The organism is Hahella sp. NBU794 (assembly GCF_050749805.1).
Classification (GTDB): domain Bacteria; phylum Pseudomonadota; class Gammaproteobacteria; order Pseudomonadales; family Oleiphilaceae; genus Hahella.
In genome coordinates, this window is record NZ_CP192738.1 from 466945 (window position 1) to 484350 (window position 17406).

The window sequence follows — 17406 nt, forward strand, 5'->3', positions numbered from 1 at the left end:
ACGTCAAAAATGGGGTAATTATCGGTTTCTCATAGAGAAATTGACTTGATACAACGCAAAAGGACGCCAATGACCTCGAACGCTTCTCAGTTTAGCCTACGATCCATCACCGCTGCGGATAACTCGCAAATGGCGGAGGTCATCCGTCAGGTCTCCGCCGAACACGGGCTTACGCCTGAGCGAGGATTTGCTGTCGGAGACGCCAGTGTAGGCGCCATGTATGAAACCTATGCAACCGCTGGCGCCGCCTATTGGGTGGTGGAGTATGAAGGACGCATCGTCGGCGGCGGTGGCGTGGCGCCGTTGGCGGGAGGAGACGGCTCGGTGGCGGAACTTCAGAAAATGTACTTCCTGCCGGTCTGCCGTGGGCAAGGCTTGGGTTACAAAATCGTGCTCATGGCGCAGGAGTTCGCCAGGGACCAGGGGTTCAAGCAGTGCTATCTGGAAACGACAGCCGCGTTGAAAGAGGCTATCGCTTTATACGAACGCCTGGGTTTCGAACTGCTGACCGACCCCATGGGAGATACCGGACATCAAGTCTGTGAAGTACGTATGATCAAGGCGCTGGACTGACTCCGCGCCTTACATCCAACCAATCGTGTTCAGCACGGTAATGCCGATCGCCAGGGAGACGAAGGACGCCAGAGTGGATAAGGCGACAATGGCGGCGGCCAACTCACTATCCCCACCCATGGCTTTCGCCATCACGAAACTGACGGTGGCGGTCGGGCTGGCGAACATGAGAAAGAGCGAACCCAGGTAGATATCGCGTATGCCTATGGCGAACGCGATAACGATCTGCGCCACAGGCAGCCAGACCAGCTTCAGTTGCGTGGCGTGCAGCGCGAGTCGGGACGTCGCCCGCAATACTTTGCCGTTGATGGAGCCGCCGACGCAGAGCAGCGCCAGAGGCAGGGTCAAATCGGCGAAGTAACCGGCGGCTTTTTTCGCCATCTCCGGCAATGGAATCTGTAATGCCGCAAATCCAAGCGCCAGTACGATGCTAATGATGAGGGGATTGCGGACGATCTCTTTCAGCACGCCAGCCCAGGGCAGCTTGGCGTTTTGATGTTGCGAGGCGGTTAACGCCCAGACTGACAACAGGTTGTACAGCAAGGTGACGAAGCCCAGTAGCACCGATCCTATCGCCACGCCCTGCGCGCCATAGGCGCCGGCGCATAACGCCAAACCGACGATGCCCAGATTGCCTCGAAACGCGCCCTGTACGAACACGCCCAGTTGCGTAGGTTCTGAAATATAGCGTTTGGCGATGAGCCAGACTGCAATAAAGCCAATCGTCGTGGAGACGATGGCGTAGCCCAATTGCGCCAGATTGACCACCTGCCCCAACTGTAGTTCGGCGACGTTGAGGAAGATGAGAGTAGGTAGCGCGATTTTGAATACCAGACGGGAGCCCGTCTCAATGAACGCGCCGTCAATCATGTTGCTGCGTCGCAATAGAAAACCAAGGATGACGAGAAAAAATATCGGCAGCACCACACCGGCGGCGAAAACGGCGCTTTGCAGCAACAACTCAAACATGGGCGGACTCTGGAAATTAATGGGCTTGGTTGAGGAGTTTAAGCGAGATTGCCGTAGCGTATGAATGAGATGTCAGTATGACGAGAGGGAAATATTCAATCGCTGGCGGACAGGTTGGCCAGGCGGCTACGTTGGAAGACCGCCCGGCCGAGATCGATCGTTACGAATCAACGCGCTGACAGCTTGTCCAGGTCGCGCTCGATTTCCTTGATCTTGTTGTTCACGACGCGCTCCAAGTGGCGCAGATCCTTCAGGATCTTCTCTTTTACGTCGACCTGTTCGGTTTCTTTGCAGGTGATTTTGTCCAGCTCATCCAGAACGTGCAGCAGGTTAGGCGCAATTTCAGATGTGTTTTCATAACGCTTGGTGCCGCCTGAATCCACCAGCAACTGCTTTTGCAGACGGGGGAATTTAACTTTCAGGCTTCTGTGGAAAAGGTCGCCTTTTTCCTTTTTGTAGTAGATCTTGAGGATGTCGTTCTCAGCTTCGGTGCGCAGCGTGTATTTTTCGATGCGTTGGGGATCGGCGACGCCGATATGCTTGAGATGGTCAGTCATGGGTACTCCAGATTAGTTTTAAAATTTAAACCTTAAAAGTCAGTTTAGTTAAGAAATCGGTAAGTTGTTAAAACAACGATGAAAAACTGTATTGGGGCATATCTTGAACTTTTGGTAAAAAATTGATATAGGTACAACCCGACAAAAATGTTACCAACGGTAACCTTTTTGACTTATGTCTAGTTCTGTGAGCGGCGGATGTTTTTTGTACAACTGTGTAAGTTGGTCTATAAATCAAAAGTAGGTCCATCAGTTGTAATTTGGACGGCTGTTTGCTCGTATGACTCGCATAAATATTCTGAAAGATATGATTCGTTTGGGGATGCATTTCATTCCCAACAATTTGATGGCTTATCGTCTGTGCGCCTCTCAGACCTCGTGGTTTATTCATGCTCCGCCGGGGTTCTCCAGCGAGCCTTGTGAAATTGACGGGTTACAGGCGTTATGGTTGAGTCATCGCACTGAATGCGAATCCCGCGTGGTTCTGTATCTGCATGGCGGCGGATATGTCATTGGCTCCAATCGCACCCATCTTGAACTGGCCTGCCGCATCAGCAAGGCCGCCAAAGCGCGCACTTTGATGCTGGAATATCGGCTGGCGCCGGAGCATCCATTTCCTGCGGCGTTGCATGATGTGGTGGCGGCTTATAAACACCTTTTGGATCGAGGCGTTAAAGCCAGGCATATTGTCATTGCGGGTGATTCCGCCGGCGGCGGCCTTACCATGGCGGCGCTGCAATTCATTCGTGATATGGATTTACCGACACCTGCGGCGGCGGTGTGTATTTCGCCCTGGCTGGATTTGACCTGCCAGCTGTCGAGCAAATCTCATCGCCTGCCTCATGACCCGGTGATTTCGCCAGAGCGCATACGCTTTTTTGCCCGCCATTATGCAGGAGAACACGATCCTAAATTGCCTGGCATCTCGCCGTTCTTTGGCGACTTGCACGACCTGCCGCCAGTACTGATTCAGGTGGGCGGTGATGAAATTTTGCTTTCAGAATGTAAGCAGTTTCACCGGCGCGCCCGACTGCAGGGCGTACCTCTGCAATTACAGGTGTGGCCGCACATGTTTCATGTCTGGCATTTCGCATCCCGTCTTTTGCCGCAGGGCGGTCGCGCCATTCATGAAATCGGCGATTTCATTCGCTCGCACACCCCGCTGGGAGCGACGGCTGCGGCTTAATATTCGTCACGCGGGAACAGAGCAAAAAAACAATTCGCGTGTGGTAAATTCCGCTCTATAATTCTTCGCCCGGTCAGCACGGCAGCCGCCATTGACCTTGACGTCCTCCTATTGTTCTCGCCGCCGGCGCGGAAGGAATTGCATCCTATGTCCTTGAATCAAGATATCGCTCAGTCGGGCGCTTCAGCCTGTGTGCTTCCTTCTCAGGAATGGCATGAGCGGATGGCTGACGTTTTGGCGCAGCAAGGATGGGGCGTCTTTGACGATTTGATGCCGCTCGACTTGGCTTCCCGTCTGCGACAGGAAGCGGAATTTATGTATACCGAAGGCGGTTTTAGTCCCGCCCATATTGGACGTGCGGAAGACCGACAATTGAATGACTCTGTGCGGCGCGACTGGTCATGTTGGCTGGATGGGCGCAGTGAGACGCAACAAGAGTTTCTGCTCTTTCTGGAAAATGTGCGTCAGGTTCTGAATCGCACTTTGTATCTGGGCTTGCAGGAAGTGGAAGCGCATTACGCTGTATATGAGCCGCAGGCGTATTACCGCCGTCATGTGGACAACTTTCGCGGCCGCAGCCCCCGTAAGGTGACGCTGGTGCACTACCTGAATCAGGAATGGCTTCCAGATGAAGGCGGCGAGCTGGGTTTATACGATGGCGGAAACGGCGGTCTCATCGCGGATATTACTCCCGAGATGGGCCGGACAGTGATCTTTCTCAGCGAAGATTTCCCTCACGAAGTCAGACTGACTCACCGCGCCCGCTGGAGCATCGCCTGCTGGTTGCGCACTAACTCATCGCTGTTCTGAAGCTCCGCGGGGATACGCGGAGCCTTCTTCTGATTTGAAAATAACTATCTGGTCTATTTGCCCAGCAGGATTTTGCTGAGATGGAGTTGCTCGTCGACTTTATCCAGCAACTCTTCATCACTGGGTGGCGTACGCGGATCGAAGCGCGCTACGCAGCGGCCTTCGCCATTCACCAGAAACTTCTCGAAATTCCAATGTATGTCCTCGCCATCGCCGATGAGCCACTGGTAAAGCGGGTGCCGTCCCGGGCCGTTCACCTCTATCTTGGCGGTCATGGGGAAGCTCACCTGAAAACGCGTAGAACAGAACGCGTGAATAGCGGCTTCGTCGCCTGGCTCTTGTCCGCCGAACTGGTTGCAAGGCAGTCCCAATATCACTAAGCCATCGTCCTTGTGCTCTTCGTATAGCGACTGCAGCTCTTCGTATTGAGGCGTCAGACCGCATTCACTGGCGACGTTCACCAACAATAGCGTTCTGCCTTTGAACTGCTCCAGCGGCAGGTCGGCGCCATGAATATCTTTGACGGTGAAATCGTAAAGCGTCGTCATAGTTGGATGTCCTTATGTTGCTCTGGATGTTTGGGGGCTGACCCCTTATCCGCCGTGGCGACAGCGGGGTCCGTTTTGGCGTTGGCGGGGCCGGCGATTGCCAGCAAGGCCGCGCTGCCGGCGCCGCATGAAATAATGGTGCGAATAGCGGCTTCCACTTTGATATCCGGTCTTAGCGTCACTGCTTCGCCTAGAACGTGAAAAACGAAGCCGGTGGTGGGATTGGGGCCGGTCGGGACAAAAACCGTGTAGCGGCCGTCGTCGTGCGTGCTGGTGACAATGGCGGTGACGCTGGTCGGCGTTGAAGGGCCAAATATTTTGACTTCCGCCACGGCGCCGGATCTGAATGGCGAGTTTTTCTTATCGCCCAACAACTGGGTGACGATCTCCTTCACCATTTGATAGCCCGGCGCGATACGGCGTAAATGACCGTCAAACCGAGAATGCAGATAGCGACCGATGCTGGTGGCGGTGAGGCTGCCCACCAGGATGCACGCAATAGCGATCACTAGGATGACGACCATATCTCCGACCACTTCCGGCGCCGACACCATGCGGATGACGATATTGGTGATCGGTTGAATCAGGTCTGTGACGGCGCGGAAAAGCCAATTGAAGAATAAACCCAATATGGCCAGTGGTAACAGTACGATAACGCCGCCGATAAAGGCGTTGCGCAATAACAACTTCAGTTTTGTCATAAAGGTTAGAGATTACAGTCCCAGTCGGGTGATTTCGATTTTCGGGCAGCGGTCCATGACGACTTTGATCCCCGCATCCATTGCTTTCTGCGCCGCCGGCTCATGGATGACGCCCAACTGCATCCACACGACGCTGGCGCCAATGGCGATCGCGTTGTCGACGATGTCGGGAACTGCATCCGGGCGGCGAAAGATATCCACCATGTCTACAGGGACGTGAATGTCGCGCAGGCTGGCGTAAACGGTCTCGCCCAGCAAGGTGGAGCCTTTCAGCGCGGGGTTGACGGGAATGACCCGGTATCCCTTGTTTTGCAGAAATAGCATGACATGGTGGCTGTCGCGCCCCGGTTTATCGCTGGCGCCGACCATTGCGATAGCGTGTACGCTTTTCAATATTCGGCTGATTTCGGCTGCTGAGGGCATGGTGTCGTTGGCTCCGCTGATAAGCTGTCAGCATTATGCGGAGCACCGTCGTCGCCTGCAACTGCACTCAGACTACTTGGGATTTTTCGGCTGTAATCTCAGCAGCTCGCCCATCTCTGCGGCGGGCAGAGGTTTACTGAACAGGTAGCCTTGGTAGTAATCGCATTCGTTCTCTTTCAGAAACTCCAGGTGCTCAACGGTCTCCACGCCCTCCGCCACCACCTCAAGATCCAGGTGTGAGGCCATGGCCAGGATCGTGGAGACAATGGCGGCGTCGTTTACGTCGCTGTTGATGTCGGTGACGAAGGAGCGGTCGATTTTCAGGCAGTCGACTGGCAGCCGCTTCAGATAACTGAGGGACGAGTAGCCGGTGCCGAAATCATCCAGGGAAAAACGCACGCCCAATCCTTTAAGGCTGAGCATCTTGTTGATGGTGTCTTTGACGTTTTGGATAACCACAGTCTCCGTCACTTCCAATTCTACGCAGTGCGCAGGGAGTCGGGTGGCTTGCAGAATTTCTATAATTTGTTCAACAAACTCCGCCTGATAGAACTGCTTGGGACTGACGTTGATGGCGACGCGCATATCCTCTTCCCACCACCCTTTGTCCAGCCACTCCTTCACCTGCATACAGGCCTGGGTGAACATATCCAGGCCGGCGGTGAGAATCAGGTTGGAGTTTTCCAGCACGGGCACGAATTCATCGGGAGTAATCAGTCCTCGTTGTGGATGGTTCCAGCGTATTAACGCCTCCGCGCCGATAATGCGTCCATCGGTGACGCTGACTTGAGGCTGGTAGTAGAACATTAGCGCCTTGTCTTTTACCGCTGTGCGCAATTCATTTTCGATACTGAGACGCTTGCTCACTGCATCCGCCATCTCCGCTTTGAAGATGGTCATTTTGTTGCGGCCTTCATGTTTAGCCTGGAACAGCGCTGTGTCGGCGTAGCGCAGGATGACTTCCGTGTTGGCGTCTTTGTCTGGATACAGCGCCACGCCCATGCTGGCGGTTACGGTGAATTCCTGAGTGTTGAAAAAGAACGGAGAGGACAGTTCTGAGAGGACTTTCGCCGCGATCAGGTTGGCGTTTTGCTCCGCCTCCTCCGGCGTGCGTCCCAACTCTGGCATGATCACCGTAAACTCATCGCCGCCGAGGCGACCGACAGTGATTTCTTCATCCAGACAGTTACGCAGATTTTTCGCCACATTACGCAGTAGCTCGTCGCCGACCGAATGCCCCAGCGAATCATTGATGTTTTTGAAATTGTCCAGATCGATCAACAATAGCGCCCCGTAGGCTCCGTGGTTGCGGGAGCGGGCGATGTCCATGGTGAGACGGTCATAGAACAGGTTGCGATTGGGCAGGCCGGTGAGGGGGTCGTGAAAAGCCAATTGTTCCACGCGGGATTGCGCCTCGACTCTGTCAGTAATGTCCACGGATACGATCAGCGCACAGGGTTTGCCGAAAAAACGAAACGGGATTTTGTTGCTTTGCAGAATGCGACGGCGGCCATAAATATCCGTGAGGCCGTGTTCGGGAATGAACATGACTTTCTGCTTATCGATGACCTCTCTGTCTTCGTTATCGAAGCGCACGGACTCCAGGTTGGAAATCAAATGGTGCAACGAGTGGTGATCCGTTCCCTCGATTTCTGTGATATTGCGATCGTAGAAGCTTGCCAGCGCCTGATTGACGAAGACAAAGGCGCCGTTGCGATCTTTGGCGTAAATCAGGTGGGGAACCGTATCGATAATCTGCCGGGTCTGGCGTTCACTGTCGCGTAAAGTCTCTTCCGCTTCGCGACGCTCTTCCAGGCGTTTTTGTAAGGTCTCAAGAAACTGGTTGCCGATCTGCGCCAGATAGCCCAGCTCATCGCCGTCATGACTGCGAGGCAGGCGCAAACGGCGGTCGCCGGGATCTTCCGGATTCACCTCAGAAAAGCTGGCGGCGAGAGAAATCAGCGGTCGCGTGATCATGTAATAGAAGGCGATAAACAACAGCAACACCAGCACCATGTTGCGCACGATGCCGATGATCAGTACGTAATAGGCGCGATTGAAGAAGGGCTCCAGCGCTTTGTCCACATTCACCACCACTTCCATGCGGCCGGTCTGGAGCTGGTGATAAGACTCCATTTGCAGCGCGATAGGATAGGTGCGATAAATCGCGCCGATGCTGGACGTAATCCAGCCAGTGTTGGAGTCGGCGACAGGCTTGGCGCCTTCAGCGAGGGTTTGCCCCAGTTCGTCAACGATCAGCACCTGATGAACATAATCATATTGCATGAGGCCAGTGACGACTTCTTCCGCCAGGCGAGCATCCAGAGTGTGAACGGCGCGTACAGCGGGAGGACGGGCGGCTTGCAGCACGCGCTCAATAAAGTCCTGAAAATCCTTCTCATGACTCAAATAGTCGAAATACACCTGTATGGAGCTGAGCAGGCCCCCAAGGATAAAGGCCAGAATGACTCCGGCGCGCGCCAGCTTGAAGGATATACGTCGATGAAACTTCAGTGTCATGTCGGAAACTGCGTCAGGCGCATCCCTCGACATGATCGGTGCGGCGGTGAGAAGGGATGCTGAGTAAATGTTATCTAATCAGTATAGTCGGAAAATCTGCGGCGCCGGCTAACGGGAAACATTGGATTTTCAGGTTATTGCAGCGGGGTTTATTCCTCCGCTGCGCAAGCCGTCGTAATGGCGTTGAGGATGTCTTGCGCACTGAGCTTACGGTAGTCCCTGCCTTCGGCTTCCGCTTGTTTAATCAGGTCCATCAGTGTCCGGTTAACTGGACAGGGAGCGCCTAACTTGTCGGCCAAGTGCGTTACTTCGCCATTGATGTATTCCACTTCCGTTTTTTTACCAAGGCGGAGGTCATCCTGCATGGAAGAGCCAGCGTCGGGATCAATGGCCAGCGCAGCATTAGCGATAAGCCGGAACAGCGGCGTCGGAAGATGCAGAAGATAGGGCGACAGTTCCGGCACAATCGCGCCCAGCCGAACGGTCTGGAAGCCTGCCTGCTCAATCACCCTTAACGCTTCCCGTTGCGCCGCCGCCAGTGCCTTACGATAACCGGGGTTGAGCAACATGGCGCGCAAAGGCAGTCCCGATAAAGCATTAATGGCGTTGTTGAGGTTGAGCAACAACTTGCTCCACTGTACCGGCTCCATCCGCTCGTGAATATCCAGCGGCAATCCACCCGCCTTGAAATCTTTCTGAATCTGTTCTGAAAAGGGAGAGGCCTGGATGGCTAAATGGCCGGACGAGACTTGCCGCAGATCGCCTGGATGAGGCTGGATCACGTTGAATGGAACCATCCCGGGAATAATCTTATGGGGTAAGCGGGCTTTGAGCTGTCCGGCATTGCGGACTCCGTTCTGGAAGCTCACGATAATGGCGGATTCTGGAGCGTGACGACGCAGAACCTCCGCTGCGCTGGCTGTATCCTGGCTTTTGACCGTCACTAGTATGCAGTCGGCGTTGGCCAGAACGGCGGGGTCGTCGCCGAAATGAAGCTGTGAGCCATCGAAGTAACGTCGTCCGCCTTTGAGGTTGCGTAGATGCAGGCCCTCCTGAGCAATGAGCTGTGCTTGCGCCGAGCGGCCAACGAACCAGACGGGATTGCCGCCTGCCTGCAGCATTCCTCCCAAAAAACTGCCTATTGTTCCTGCGCCGAGGACGGCGTACCTCATCTTTCTACTCCTTTTGTTATTTTTCAGCATGCTGAGCGGCAGATTTTGTCCGGATATCCGGACGCAGGCAGACACTTTTTGGCGGTGAGTTCTATCTCCTTTTAATTGCCGCCATGCCCAAGGGGCCGGGCATTAGAGCGCATACCCTCAATGAATGTAGCACCAAAAACAGGATAATAAAATTAATGACAGGTTCATGCAGGGAACAAATTCAAGGAGTTACAAAATATATGTGTAATGTTGTTCCTGTCGTCTAGATACGGAAATGCTACAACAAATGAAGGTGTAAAATTTTCAGACGTATATTTCCGCTTTTGTTAAATACTTTACAAAAGCCTTGTAAAGTTTATTGAGTCACAAATGAATATAAAAATAGATATATATAATCTAATTTATTATAAAGGACGTTTGTATGAGGCGACGGTGGGGACTCTGTAAGGGAAACAGAAGAAAAGCTAACAAATTCAATGGATAAGAGGCTTTATTGATAACGCTGACTACAGCTCTCCCTGAAGGAAAGGGGCGTCGGCGATAAATAGAAGACTATTTAGCGCCGACAAATTGTTTAAGTTCCTGACAAATCGCGTCAGCTTCCGCCTGTAATACCAGACAACGTAGTTTGTTGCCTGCAGTCATTGCGCGGTTAAGTTGTTCCATTTTGCTACTGTATAAACGCTCTAAGCGTTTGTTGTAGTGTGAAATTTGGCTGGTCATTGCAGTTACCTCCAAAATTTCTGTCTGTAATATTTTTGCCATGATCCTTGCTCACTATATCGGCAGTTTTACTCTCATCTATAGATAAGCAAAATGCTTGCCTATCTCCCTCTACTACAGCCTTTGGACTTTAACTACTCTGTCTCTTCAAAAGGCTCTCTTACTTTTAGAAAGCGCTGAACCTTGATAATTCCCTTGATTGAAAATTGTTGTGAATTATTGCCATAAGAAAAGAATTTGCAACCTTACAACATACTTTTTTACAGCGCTCAACCAAGGGAGGAATGAGCAAAACCTTATTTATTTAGTAGTTTAGACAAAGTTTTTAATAAGTCAGTTAAAAAATGCACAATAATTTAAAAATTTCGGAAATTACCTAAGTTACAAATCGTTTCCGAAAGAAAATGAATATGAAGACTATGTGTTTATACGCACATATAAACGCATATTAGAGGAAATAAAGTGGTACGGAAGTGCAAATAAATCAATGAGTTGGTCGCACTTCCGTAATTAAGAAGAGCTTACTTGGCGCTGAGATGTTGGCGGAGTTCTTCACTGAGATGAATATTTTCATCAGCGCCTTCAACTGATTTATGAGTGTCTTCCAATAGATTCTGAGTGCGGTGATTGAGTGAATCGAGCTCTTGTGAAAGATGGTCGAAATCCCGAGCGACGCCTTTTGCCGCCTCCGCGCTTTCAGTGGCGGAACTCATTAATTGGTTGAGATTGCGAACGGTTTCGCTGGCGATAGTGACGCTGCTGCCTATGACTTCGGACACTTCCTGCTGCTTCTGGATGACGCGTCCGGAAATGTCGGTGATTTTCTTTATTTCGCTTTGTATTTCTTCCGCCGATTCGTTGGCGGTGGTGGCCAGTTGCCGTACTTCGTCCGCGACGACGGCGAATCCTCTGCCGTGCTCACCCGCCCGAGCGGCTTCGATAGCAGCGTTGAGGGCGAGCAGGTTGGTTTGGTCGGCGATAGCTTTGATGGATTCGACTAGCTGATTGATCGTCTTGTTGCTTTCTTCCAACGAGGACAGCAGATCGGTGAATTCATTGATGTAGCGCGAAGAGGCTTCGATATTTGAGGACAGTTGCTTGATGTCGGCCACACTTTGCTGGGTGGTGTCGACGGTGCCCACCGCCACCTCCACGGATTGTTCCGTCACCCCTTTGATTTGTGCGGAGTGATCTATAAACGCTTCCAACTGATGACAACTGTCCTGAATTTCAGACAGTCGCTTTTCTGTGGATTTTTTTACTTTGACGGCATTGTCGTGGATCGATTTCGCCATGGCCGCAGGGCTCTTCTCCATAAGCCTGTCTAGCAATTCCGCTTTGCGCTCCAACTCCCGCAAGCGTGAGTTGTCTATGATGGTCTGGTCGTCATTTGCGCGTGGTTTGCCGAATCCGAACATATTCTTATCCGCCTGTGGTCATGTTTTTTGTCATCGCCCGATTTAAGCAGGCCTGCGCCGGTGGATGGCGTCAAGGAGTATTCTTGAGTGTAGACGCAGGCGGTAAATTTCGCCTGCGCAAATCTATTTAAAATTCATAAAGATGAGGGGTCAGTATTGCGGTCCTTTCTCTGACTCTATAGGCGTCAGAACGCCATCCAGCGAGGACCAGAATACGCAATTACGACCATAAGACTTGGCCTGATAGAGCGCTTTGTCCGCAAGCTCCAGGAGTTGTTTGGGCGTCATGGTCTCTCGAGGAACGCCGCTGACCCCGCCGATGCTGATCGTGACGGATACCGGGTCCGATAGATTCCACACGGCGCATGCCGCCACCGCTTTGCGTAATTTCTCCGCCAGCGCGGCGGCTTCCTCCGCATCCACGCCCGGCAAAATGATGCCGAATTCTTCTCCGCCATAGCGAGCGAGGACATCGCTGTTGCGTTGTAATTGTCGCATCAGGGTTTGTGCGGTTTGCACCAGACACTCGTCGCCAACCAAGTGGCCGTAGCGATCATTGACCCGTTTGAAGTGATCGATGTCGATGAGCAGGAGTGATATGGGGTAGTTCAACCGGGAGGCTCGCCGCAAATCGGTATTTAGAATTTGGTCAAAATAACGGCGGTTTTTGACGCCGGTCAGACCATCTTGAATCGTCAGTTCGGTCAGGTATTTGGCCTGTTGTGACAGCTTTATGATGCTTAACACCGCGACTTCGTATTCGTGACGGGGCAAGGTGGAGATCCAGCTCATACCCAGGCCGAAAGTAATCAATAAAAAGCCGACCGCGCCAGGTTGGGTGGCGTAGGGGGAAAACAGCGCCAGAGTCATAGGGCCCAGCAGGCAAATGATGAACAGATTCACCATGCGACCCAGAATCGCCAGGGATGCGGCGCCGCCGGCGCACAGTCCGAGAGTGCAGGTAAGAAACAAAGGGAAGTGCGGTGAAAAAGGCGTAGGAAGCACTGATAGCGCAGCGATGCCGCCCCACAGACCTGCGCTGAAGCTGGCGCCAAATAATAGAGGTATATAAGAAGCCTCATGCCCTACCTCAAGCTTACGCATGAACTGGTGCATCGCGTAATAACGATAGCCTGATACGGCAATGATCAGCAGGGCGACATAAGCCAGCCAAAGAGATTTCTCTGGGGTGGGAGAACTAAACATGATCGCCGCCGAGATGAACACCCAGGTTGCGGGATAGAACAGGATTCCGGGGCGCTGGCGGTTGGCCAGGTCACGTTTGCGCTGTTGCTCCAGTTCATCTCGCAACTCCGGTGGGAGGTCCCGATTATTTGGCGAATTGCGATGGAAGGCGAATCCTCGCATGGGATATTCCCAATAGGAGTAAATTTTTGACTATAAGCGCATACTGCTATTTTTTCACGCCTTGAAACGCGCATGCCAGTTCCTCTGTCTCGACCCGATGGATGGCGTACAATGCTCCGGGCAGCTTGCGGATAATTTAAATATTAGCCGCTTTCCTCGCATAGAGCGCGCTGCGAGACTAGAAAAAGAGAATGACGATTATGACGACCCCTCCCGGAAAGGCCTTAAAACTTGGCGAGCAGCTTTGTTTTGCTCTTTACTCCACTTCGTTGGCGATGAGTAAACTATATAAACCCCTATTGAGCGAGTTGGGGCTGACCTACCCGCAGTATCTGATCATGCTGGTGCTTTGGGAGCAGGAAGGGCTGACCTCTTCAGAGCTGGCGAAACAATTGACCCAGGATCTCGGCGCTCTGAGCCCAGTAGTTAAGCGTCTGGAAAAAGAGGGGTTGCTACAACGCAAACGCTCAACGGAAGATGAAAGAGTCGTGCGTCTGTTTTTAACGGAAGCGGGAAGACAATTAAGAGACTCTGCGGAAAGCATTCCAGAGCAGGTGCTTTGCATTTCCGGTTTAAAGATGGATGAAGCGAAGGCGTTGCGGAAGCAACTGGAAGAATTACGTCAGGCGTTGTTGAAGCGTGAGAAGTTAGAGTGAGGCGTTGTTGAAAATTATACGTTGGTGTCTAGTTCTGAAATAGGTGTCAACTCTATTCAGGACGAGTCAAATATAAAAAAGCCGGCGTCGCCGGCTTTTTTATTTAAGCGTGAGTTACGCTGCTTTACGACGACGGGACAAGCCGAAGCCAGCCAGACCCAGACCAATCAGAGCTACTGTTGCAGGCTCTGGAACATCGACAGTTTCGATGGTGACATGTCTCAGTTTGAAGTGGTCATTGTATGAAGACCAGCTCTCGCCGAAGGCAGGGTTGTAAGCGCCAATCAACCAGAACTTGGACGCGATGTCAGTGCCAGTTGCAGTTTCGTTTTTCTTGGTGTCGGCGTAGTTGCCCGCCACGCTCCAGCCGTCGCCCAACAGATCGTTCCACTCTTTGTCATTCAGGTCATAAGCGGAAGCGCCGCCAGTGTAGGCCAGAATGGAAACGTCGGAGTCGGAGTAGTACCAGCCGTTCTTGAAAGAGCTCAGGTTAACGGCTTCAGAAAAAGACAACATGATCATGTCGTAGTCGGCGCCGTAGCCGCTGTCGTTGTCAATTGAATGCTCAGGAGAGGCGCAACGATCCGCTCTGTACTCGTCGTCGTTACAAACGCCCAGGCCGTCCCAACGTCCCAGACGCGCATCTTCGAGTTTGTTGTCGGAAGAACCTTTGGTGTCGCTCCATGCGGTGACAGTCAGGCCCAGGCCGTCTTTAGAGTAAGAAATAGAGTTGTTGTAGGAACCGTAAGCAACGCCATCATTCAGGTCCCAGGAGATAGTGCTTGCGAATGCTGAGGAAACCGTCAGCCCGGAGACCAGTACGCTTTTTGCGATAAATTTGAACATGTCGTTACTCCATTAAGAAATATCTTTGAGGTTGTAGTGAAATTCTGGCTCATTAGATAGCAATAGGCGTGCCACGTGTTTTAAAACAAAGAGTTACGCATATTGTTAAGGTTGATTGTGTAAAGGAATATGACGCTTTGTCTTGCCCAATAAAGCAGGACTACGATAACTTTCTTTGTGCGTGGCCTTGGCGCGCAAGGCCTTCGGGGCGGATTGCATTTTTAGTGCGGTAGACTATTTTTTATACATGTGTAAAGGGAAATAGTGGGTGAAATTTCCCTGGTCGCTGATGCCTCTTCGATTCTGCTGGAGAACGCGCGATTGACGCTACGCTTGCCTGCGCCGACAAGGATCGAAGACCGGCCCGCAATGCAATACGGGGGAGGGATGTATGGGCAAGTCGATAGTTGTCTGCTGCGATGGTACTTGGAATAGACCGGAATCCGAACAGGATGTGAATTGTCATCCTACAAACGTGCTCAAGCTGGTGCGCTCTATTACACCTTGTTACCAAGGGGCGCATCAGGTGGTGTTCTATGACATGGGCGTGGGTGTGAACGGCTTGTGGGACCGTTTTGTTGGGGGCGCGTTGGGTGCAGGACTGTCCGATAATGTCATGGATGCTTATCGCTTTCTGGCCAATAACTGGTCGGAAGGTGATCGCATCTATCTGTTTGGATTCAGCCGCGGCGCCTACACTGTCAGGTCTCTCGCCGGCTTCATTCATTTATTCGGGTTGCTGCCGAAATATGAAATGAAAAACTTCCCATTAGCCTATCGCTACTATCGCACTCAACCAGAAGAACGTGAGCAGTTGGCGCAGGCCTACACTGCCCGTCGTTTGATTGATCTGGTGGAGAGTCAGAATCGGCGCGTGGAAATTGAGTTCATGGGAGTATGGGACACCGTTGGCGCGTTGGGCGCTCCCATTACGGGTTTGCGCGCGCTGTCCCGACGCTGGGTGGGGTTCCATGACACTCAGTTGTCCGATACGGTGAAGTTCGCCGTGCAGGCCCTTGCGATTGATGAGTTGCGCAAGCCGTTTTCCCCGGATCTGTGGACCCATCATCCTGACGCTTCCGAGTTGCGTCGCGATCGGGATAACCAGCGCATACTGCAGGTCTGGTTGCCGGGCAGCCATTCTGATGTGGGAGGCGGCTACAGCGAAGCGGAATTGTCTGATTTGACTCTGGCGTTCATGAGTGAACAAGCAAGGGCTCATGGCCTCTATACTGATTCGTCCATGGTAATGTCCACCGCTGAGGAACACCGTGAAATGGGTTCCTTGCATGATGAATTCAACGGTATTTATGCGGCGATGGGCGAGTTCTGTCGTCCGATTGGTCCCCAGCAGCGTGAAGAGCTTGGGTTGGAGCTGGGAGTGAATGAGAAAATTCATCACTTTGCGAAAGTCAGGTCGGACAATAAAGGCTCCGGGCTCAATAAGGGCAACTTGTACGCTGCATTCAATGATCATGTTCCCCTGTTCTATCCCCGTAGATGTGAGCGCATTCTTGTGGACGAAGCTGCAGTGAGCGCGACGCTTACCGGAACGGGAGAACTTTGCCGGGTACTGGATTACTCCGGTGCTGGCGCTCGCCTGGAGGCGGTCGGCGCTATCAGCGAACAAAACCGTGTTACTGTTCGACATCCATTATGGGGCGAGCGTTTTGCGGAAGTGAAATGGCGTAATGGACAAGAGGCGGGGTTGGCATTCGCTGCATGACGGATTAAGCGGTTCCGTTCCTTTGCGCCTGGAGGTCCGAGGGGTTCCAGAGCATAGAGATGAATTAAAAGGGAAGGAGCGCGAAGGAAAGTGAGCAGCAGCCTGGACGAACGCATAAAGAGTCATCAGCACATTCGTAAGCGCCGCACGCTGATGACCTTTGGGTCTTACCTCCTCACCTTCGCTGTCGCCTTGGCGGGGTGGGCGTCAGGCCTGCTTGAGCTGCGCTATGCGGTGCATTTCCTCATCATGAGCGTCGCCATCAACGGCGGTTTTTACCTGTGCTTCCTGAGTAATTGGAATTTAAGCCGTAAAGATCCCAACCTCACGGAAGAGCAGATGCTGGTCTCCTTATTTCCTCCGCTGTATATCATGTATTTCATGGACGACAACCAGGCCCGCAGCGCAGTGGCGATGGTGGCTATCATTCCTCTGCTATATGGCATCCTCGGCATCGACACCAAACGCTATATTCGCGTTGCTGCAGCTTATTTCGGCGGGTATCTGGGGCTGCTAGGTTTGTTGCTATGGTTGAAGCCGCGCTTAGTGACGCCGAACTCGGAACTTGTATTGTTGACTGCGCTTTTCATGGTCATGGCGCAGATGGCTCTGATTGGCGGCTTCATCAGTAAATTACGCGCGAGCCTGAGGGCGAAGAATCATCAATTGAATGAAGCGCTGGAAAAAATCAGCGTGATGGCGAGTACAGATGAGTTGACCGGACTCTGCACCCGACGGGAATTAATGAAGCAACTGTCCAATGAGCTCAGTCGTTGTCGGCGTAGTTCAGGCGCTTTGTCGCTCTGTCTGCTGGATATCGACCACTTCAAACGCATCAATGATTCCTATGGCCATCAGGCGGGGGACGCCGTGCTGAAAAAAGTGGCGGAAACCATGCAGTCCCTGGTGCGTTCTATCGATTGTTTAGGACGCTATGGCGGTGAGGAGTTTTTACTGATTCTTCCGCAAACGCCCCTTGATGGCGCTTTCATTACAGCAGAACGATTACGGCGGGCGGTCATGGAGACTTCATTTTCGGAAGTAGCGCCGGAGTTTCGCGTCACCATATCTCTTGGCGCGGCGGAGTTGGAAGAGGGCGAGGCCATGGAAGCCCTGATCGCCAGAGCGGATCAAGCCTTGTATGCGGCCAAAGGCGCGGGACGTAATCGAGTGGTATCCGCGGGGCAAACCGCGGATACCCTTACCTAGAGCGACTCAA

Annotated in this window: 17 protein-coding genes; 6 read left to right on the plus strand and 11 right to left on the minus strand. The window is 52.5% G+C overall.

Annotated elements, in window-relative coordinates:
• Positions 1-69: 69 nt before the first annotated feature.
• On the plus strand, positions 70-573 hold the full coding sequence (locus ACQYWX_RS02070) for a GNAT family N-acetyltransferase (protein ID WP_431687725.1): 504 nt from the start codon (positions 70-72) through the stop codon (positions 571-573).
• A 9-nt stretch (positions 574-582) separates the two neighbouring features.
• Here ACQYWX_RS02070 and ACQYWX_RS02075 read toward each other — a convergent pair whose 3' ends face one another.
• Entirely contained in the window at positions 583-1542 is a 960-nt protein-coding gene (locus ACQYWX_RS02075) for an AEC family transporter (RefSeq protein WP_279508379.1), read from the minus strand.
• 167 nt (positions 1543-1709) lie between these two features.
• Positions 1710-2099 carry a DUF3461 family protein gene (locus ACQYWX_RS02080; protein ID WP_127968141.1) on the minus strand — a complete coding sequence of 130 codons (390 nt, stop codon included), beginning with the start codon at positions 2097-2099 and terminating at the stop codon, positions 1710-1712.
• 280 nt (positions 2100-2379) lie between these two features.
• Here ACQYWX_RS02080 and ACQYWX_RS02085 point away from each other — a divergent pair, with 280 nt between their 5' ends.
• Both ACQYWX_RS02085 and ACQYWX_RS02090 read left to right on the plus strand, forming a co-directional pair.
• On the plus strand, positions 2380-3285 hold the full coding sequence (locus ACQYWX_RS02085) for an alpha/beta hydrolase (protein ID WP_216738916.1): 906 nt from the start codon (positions 2380-2382) through the stop codon (positions 3283-3285).
• A 147-nt stretch (positions 3286-3432) separates the two neighbouring features.
• Positions 3433-4095 (plus strand): 2OG-Fe(II) oxygenase, encoded by a 663-nt coding sequence (locus ACQYWX_RS02090; protein WP_431687726.1) that lies wholly within the window; start codon positions 3433-3435, stop codon positions 4093-4095.
• Between the two features lie 53 nt (positions 4096-4148).
• Here ACQYWX_RS02090 and ACQYWX_RS02095 read toward each other — a convergent pair whose 3' ends face one another.
• The 8 genes from ACQYWX_RS02095 to ACQYWX_RS02130 form a co-directional block, all read right to left on the minus strand.
• A complete protein-coding gene (locus tag ACQYWX_RS02095; protein WP_431687727.1) occupies positions 4149-4643 on the minus strand; it encodes a glutathione peroxidase in 495 nt (164 codons plus the stop codon).
• Positions 4640-5344 carry a DUF502 domain-containing protein gene (locus ACQYWX_RS02100; protein ID WP_431687728.1) on the minus strand — a complete coding sequence of 235 codons (705 nt, stop codon included), beginning with the start codon at positions 5342-5344 and terminating at the stop codon, positions 4640-4642. Before ACQYWX_RS02100 ends, ACQYWX_RS02095 begins: the two co-directional genes overlap by 4 nt.
• 12 nt (positions 5345-5356) lie before the next feature.
• Entirely contained in the window at positions 5357-5767 is a 411-nt protein-coding gene (locus tag ACQYWX_RS02105; protein ID WP_431687729.1) for a CoA-binding protein, read from the minus strand.
• Positions 5768-5839: 72 nt separating this feature from the next.
• Positions 5840-8287, minus strand: a complete 2448-nt coding sequence (locus ACQYWX_RS02110) for a putative bifunctional diguanylate cyclase/phosphodiesterase (protein WP_216738911.1) — start codon at positions 8285-8287, stop codon at positions 5840-5842.
• 149 nt (positions 8288-8436) lie between these two features.
• Positions 8437-9459, minus strand: coding sequence for a 2-dehydropantoate 2-reductase (locus ACQYWX_RS02115; RefSeq protein ID WP_431687730.1), 1023 nt, complete (start codon positions 9457-9459; stop codon positions 8437-8439).
• A gap of 543 nt (positions 9460-10002) precedes the next feature.
• On the minus strand, positions 10003-10215 hold the full coding sequence (locus ACQYWX_RS02120) for a hypothetical protein (protein WP_279508371.1): 213 nt from the start codon (positions 10213-10215) through the stop codon (positions 10003-10005).
• Between the two features lie 479 nt (positions 10216-10694).
• Positions 10695-11591 (minus strand): methyl-accepting chemotaxis protein, encoded by an 897-nt coding sequence (locus ACQYWX_RS02125; RefSeq protein ID WP_305858281.1) that lies wholly within the window; start codon positions 11589-11591, stop codon positions 10695-10697.
• A gap of 150 nt (positions 11592-11741) precedes the next feature.
• A complete protein-coding gene (locus tag ACQYWX_RS02130) occupies positions 11742-12959 on the minus strand; it encodes a GGDEF domain-containing protein (RefSeq protein WP_431687731.1) in 1218 nt (405 codons plus the stop codon).
• Positions 12960-13159: 200 nt separating this feature from the next.
• Here ACQYWX_RS02130 and ACQYWX_RS02135 point away from each other — a divergent pair, with 200 nt between their 5' ends.
• Positions 13160-13615 carry a MarR family winged helix-turn-helix transcriptional regulator gene (locus tag ACQYWX_RS02135; protein WP_431687732.1) on the plus strand — a complete coding sequence of 152 codons (456 nt, stop codon included), beginning with the start codon at positions 13160-13162 and terminating at the stop codon, positions 13613-13615.
• Between the two features lie 114 nt (positions 13616-13729).
• On the opposite strand, the gene xdp1 is transcribed toward ACQYWX_RS02135, so the two are convergent.
• Positions 13730-14461, minus strand: a complete 732-nt coding sequence (xdp1, locus tag ACQYWX_RS02140; RefSeq protein WP_216738906.1) for an exosortase-dependent surface protein XDP1 — start codon at positions 14459-14461, stop codon at positions 13730-13732.
• A gap of 391 nt (positions 14462-14852) precedes the next feature.
• On the opposite strand from xdp1, the gene ACQYWX_RS02145 reads away from it, so the two are divergent.
• Entirely contained in the window at positions 14853-16187 is a 1335-nt protein-coding gene (locus ACQYWX_RS02145) for a DUF2235 domain-containing protein (protein WP_431687733.1), read from the plus strand.
• Between the two features lie 90 nt (positions 16188-16277).
• On the plus strand, positions 16278-17396 hold the full coding sequence (locus ACQYWX_RS02150; RefSeq protein WP_431687734.1) for a GGDEF domain-containing protein: 1119 nt from the start codon (positions 16278-16280) through the stop codon (positions 17394-17396).
• Positions 17397-17406: the final 10 nt, after the last annotated feature.